The sequence below is a fragment of the Skermanella sp. genome (assembly GCF_059503625.1).
The window spans coordinates 1-4,096 of sequence record NZ_JCACHA010000077.1 but is presented as its reverse complement, the minus strand read 5'-3'; the positions used below and the strand labels follow the sequence as shown (position 1 = coordinate 4,096).

Sequence of the window (4,096 nt, the reverse complement as noted above, 5' to 3'; positions counted from 1 at the left end):
GGCAGCCGACAAGCAGGCGCGTCTATGTCGGCTGCCGCTTCGCTTTAGCCGACCTACGCGCCGAAAGTATTCTCACTTCCCCCAACCTCTCCCTCCACCACACAAGAAAAAAGCCGCTGCCTTTCGGCAGCGGCTTGAGTTTAGAAGTCCCTGACGGGTATGTCGGGTGCTTCGGGGGGAGATCAGGTGGTCGCCGGGCGGACCTGCTGGTTCTGGGGCAGATCGGCGATCCGCATTTCCTCGGCGTTCCGGGCGTGGTGCTTGGCCAGCATCGGCCGCAGGACGACAAGGGCGCAGGTGGCGGACAGGAGATCCATCGCGGCGACGGTGTAGAGGACGGTGGACCACGTTCCGGTGGCTTCCATCAGCAGGTTGCCGACGGGGACCAGAAGGGCGGCGAAGCCTTTGGCGCAGTACAGGACGCCGTAGATCTTGCCGACGTGCTTGGTGCCGAAGGCGTCGCCGGCCGTGGCGCTGAAGAGGCTGTAGACTTCACCCCAGGCCAGGAACACGACGCCGGAGAGGATCAGGAAGGCGTAGGGGTTGTGGCCGAAGTAGCCGAGGGCGACGATGCCGAAGCCTTCCATCGTGAAGGCGATGAACATGGTCTTCTCGCGGCCGATGTGGTCGGAGATCCAGCCGAAGATCGGACGGGACAGGCCGTTCATGACGCGGTCGAGCATCAGGGCGAAGGGCAGGGCCGCCATCGTGAAGAAGTAGAGGTTGACCGGGAATTCCTTGACGCCGAGGTCGTGGGCGATCAGGCCGAGCTGGGCCACCGCCATCAGGCCGCCGGTGACCGTCAGGATGAACATGACCATCATGGTCCAGAAGACCGGGGTCCGCAGGGCCTCGCCGAGCGTATAGTCACGGCGCGACTGGGAAACCTTGGTCGAGTGGCGGACTTCTTCCTTCTGGGGCGACCGCAGGAACCAAGCTACCGCGAAGATCACCGTGCCCTGGAGTATGCCGAAGAAGAAGAAGGCGCTCTGGAAACCGGTGGACGCGATCATGCTGGCGATCGGCAGGATGGTCAGGGCCGAGCCGGCGCCGTAACCGCCGGCGGTCAGGCCGACCGCAAGGCCGCGGCGATGCGGGAACCACTTCAGCGCGTTGTTGATGCAGGTCGAATAGACGCAGCCGACACCCATGCCGCCGACGGCAGCGCCGATATAGAAGCCCGTCAGGTCGGTGGCGTATGAGTTGATGACCCAGGCCAGACCGGTCAGCACGCCGCCGATGGCGACCATGACGCGGGGGCCGTATTTGTCGATGAAGTAGCCCTCGATCGGGGTAAGCCAGGTCTGGACGACGACGAAGATCGTGAAAGCGGCCTGGATCGACGCGCGGGTCCATCCATAGGTCGCCTGAATTTCAGGAACGAACAAGGTCCACGCGTACTGGATGTTGGCCGTGGCGACCATACAGATGACGCCGACTATCAGCTGAATCCAGCGCGTCCGATCGGCCTGTTCGGCCGCTGTTCTTCCTTGTTGATTAACCGATGTATTCATCGGACGTTTCCTCCGTGTGGATGGACAGCCTTCGGTCCGTACTTCTTAATTTTTCCGGGGAGTTGCCGTTGTTCCCTCGCCTCGGCGGGCTCCGTTCTCCCTGGTGTCTGGTATATTGAATGCCATACACCAAGTCCAATGCAAATGCTTTTCTCACTTTTCCACGATGCGGAACCGGATCAGGCGAGGTATCCAAAAGAAAAAGTTGAATACGAAACCAAAAAGCCCCGGCCAAGGCCAGGGTTTTATTTTTGGCTCTGCTCTAGGGGATCTCGAAGGATAAACCGCGCCCATGCTCAAGGACTTTCTCCGAGCTACGCGGGACCTTCGCAGTGCAGCAAGGCACTTACGTTTTACTTGCTAGTCACTATGCTCCAAGCCTTGCCCGAAATGCAAGGCTGGCATCTGGTATTTTGTATTTCAGTGGGCTTGATCCCGGTCGCCGATGGGCTTATGTTGCTATGCAGCAAACGACAGCATTACAACCCTATCTACGAGACCCAAGCCATGCTGAAGAACACCGATTTCATCCTTACGCTCACCGCCTTCGCCGGCCTCGTGACCCATGTCCTGACCGCCAACGGCACCGTCTGGCCGTTCACCCAGTCCGACGATGCGGAAGAAACCGGCAGCATCTTCTGGACTTCAGACCGCCTTTCTCAGAGTGGCGAAGGCCACGAGCGCCCGTACTGCGTCGAGTAAGCTTCAGAAACTCGTCCAAACCATCCGCGGCAATTCCAGGCCCGGCAGATCCGTGAACAGCATGACCGCGGCTTGTCCAAGGCCGGCCAGCACTCCGAAGCAGACGGCGGAGACGATGGCGGCGGATTGGGCGTGACGATGGGTCCCCTTGCTATCCACACATTCCTCCCACGGTTCTTAATTATGTCAAATCATCTTCTGCCCGTGGCGTATTGAATGCAATATGCCATGCACCACGAGCGGCAGAGTTTCCCGGTAGGTGGAAGTGCATTCTGGTGCGTGAGACGGCTGCGTAAGATAGTTACGCCAGATCGTTCAAAGAGGCCGGGGAAATACAGGGATAATAGCCGGTCCCCTGGGGTATGTGCAGCTCGGCGCCTCCGCCGGTTTCCACATACTTGGGCGTGATCCTGACGATCCGCTGGGCCGATGCATCCGCCAGCGCCGCGGCGACCGACGCACTGCGCGAAAGCCGGGCGAGGTTCATCCGGGTGACGAAGATCAGGCGCGCCCGCTCCTGATCCGCCGCCAGCAGGATATCCTGGGGACGGTCCCACAGGCACCTTACCACCTCCGACCCGTCGGGTTCGGCGGCCTGGCCGGATGGGGCAGGGGCCAGGAAGAACAGGGTGTCGAAGCGCCTGGGCCGAATCTCCGGGGTTATCCAATGCCCGTAGGGAACCAGGAGGTCGCAGGCCGGCACGAGCCCTTCGGCGGCCAGCATCGCGTTGAAACCGATTTCTCCGGCAAGCAGCCGCCTCTGGTATCGCCCGGTCAGCCGAGCGACGGCTTCCGCATCGACCGGCCCGGCACCTTCGCTGGGACGGGCAAGCAGGATGCCGCATTCCTCGAAACATTCCCGGATCGCCGCCAGACGCAACGGCATATCGCCGTCGTTGCCGCCGGCGTGATCGTCGTCGCATAGGTCGTCGTCGCACAGGTCGTCGTCGCACAGGGCGCCGCCGGGAAACACCAGCGCTCCCGGCGCAAAGCGCAGCCCGGCATGCCGTTCGATCATCAGGGTTTCCAACCCGCGCGCACCGTCGCGCAGCAGGATCAGCGTCGCGGCGATTCGCGGAGCGGCCGGTGTAACGGACATGGCGTCTCGATCCTCAGGCTTCGTTCATTCGGCCCGAAAGACAATACCGTTCCGCCCAGGCTTTTGAAGCGTTTCCCGGAGGCTCGATGCCGCCGCCCAGGCCTGTCCCAGACTAAGGCCGCCGTCGTTTGCCGGAGCCTGCCGGGGCAGCAGCGCCTCGATGCCGGCGGCGGCGAAGCCTGAAGCGAGGCCTTGGGCCAGGACGCCGTTCATCAGGCAGCCGCCGGACAGCGCCACCCGTTTCAGCCCGCGTTCCCGCAGGACCGGCAGCGTCCAGTCGATCAGGGCGGCGGTCAGCGTGCCGTGGAACAGGTCGGCGCCCCCGGCGGCGTCCGACGCCGTCAGCAGGGCGTCGAGCAGCGGCAGCAGGTCGAGCACGCCGTCCGTCACGCTCCATGCCCCCGCAACAGCGCGCGGATGCCGGACCAGGGATTCCAGCACCATCGGCGCCTCCCCCTCGAACCCGGCGGCCGGGCGGATGCCGAGCAGCCCGCAGGCGGCATCGAACCAGCGTCCGCACGATGTCGTCGGAGGACAGTTGATGCCGCGCTCGACCATCCGGCGGACGCCGTCGGCCGGGCCGAAGCGGCCGAAGCGCGCCGCGATCTCGTCCGCCCTGTTCAGGCGGACCAGCGCCGCCGCAGCCATCCGCCACAGCTGCCGGGCCGCCGCGTCGCCTCCCGGCTGGGCAAGCGGCGCCAGATGACCGATGCGCTGCGCCGCCGGACCGTCGACCAGCAGCATTTCCCCGCCCCAGGAACCGCCGTCGCTCCCCATTCCG

5 protein-coding genes are annotated in these 4,096 nt (G+C 63.9%); 1 reads left to right on the top strand and 4 read right to left on the bottom strand.

Going from position 1 to position 4,096, the window contains the following annotated elements:
* Positions 1–182 precede the first annotated feature (182 nt).
* Positions 183–1,514 (bottom strand): oxalate/formate MFS antiporter, encoded by a 1,332-nt coding sequence (gene oxlT / locus AC5JJ6_RS02080; protein ID WP_496040452.1) that lies wholly within the window; start codon positions 1,512–1,514, stop codon positions 183–185.
* 507 nt (positions 1,515–2,021) lie between these two features.
* Between oxlT and AC5JJ6_RS02075 the strand changes: the two genes are divergently transcribed.
* Positions 2,022–2,216, top strand: coding sequence for a hypothetical protein (locus AC5JJ6_RS02075; protein WP_496040451.1), 195 nt, complete (start codon positions 2,022–2,024; stop codon positions 2,214–2,216).
* Between the two features lie 3 nt (positions 2,217–2,219).
* Here the strand turns inward: AC5JJ6_RS02075 and AC5JJ6_RS02070 are convergent, their stop codons facing one another.
* The 3 genes from AC5JJ6_RS02070 to AC5JJ6_RS02060 form a co-directional block, all read right to left on the bottom strand.
* Positions 2,220–2,375 carry a hypothetical protein gene (locus AC5JJ6_RS02070; RefSeq protein ID WP_496040450.1) on the bottom strand — a complete coding sequence of 52 codons (156 nt, stop codon included), beginning with the start codon at positions 2,373–2,375 and terminating at the stop codon, positions 2,220–2,222.
* A gap of 142 nt (positions 2,376–2,517) precedes the next feature.
* Positions 2,518–3,315, bottom strand: a complete 798-nt coding sequence (locus AC5JJ6_RS02065; RefSeq protein ID WP_496040449.1) for an NUDIX hydrolase — start codon at positions 3,313–3,315, stop codon at positions 2,518–2,520.
* A gap of 24 nt (positions 3,316–3,339) precedes the next feature.
* Positions 3,340–4,096, bottom strand: a 757-nt coding sequence (locus tag AC5JJ6_RS02060; RefSeq protein ID WP_496040448.1) for a Kae1-like domain-containing protein, incomplete at its 5' end; no start/stop codon positions are given.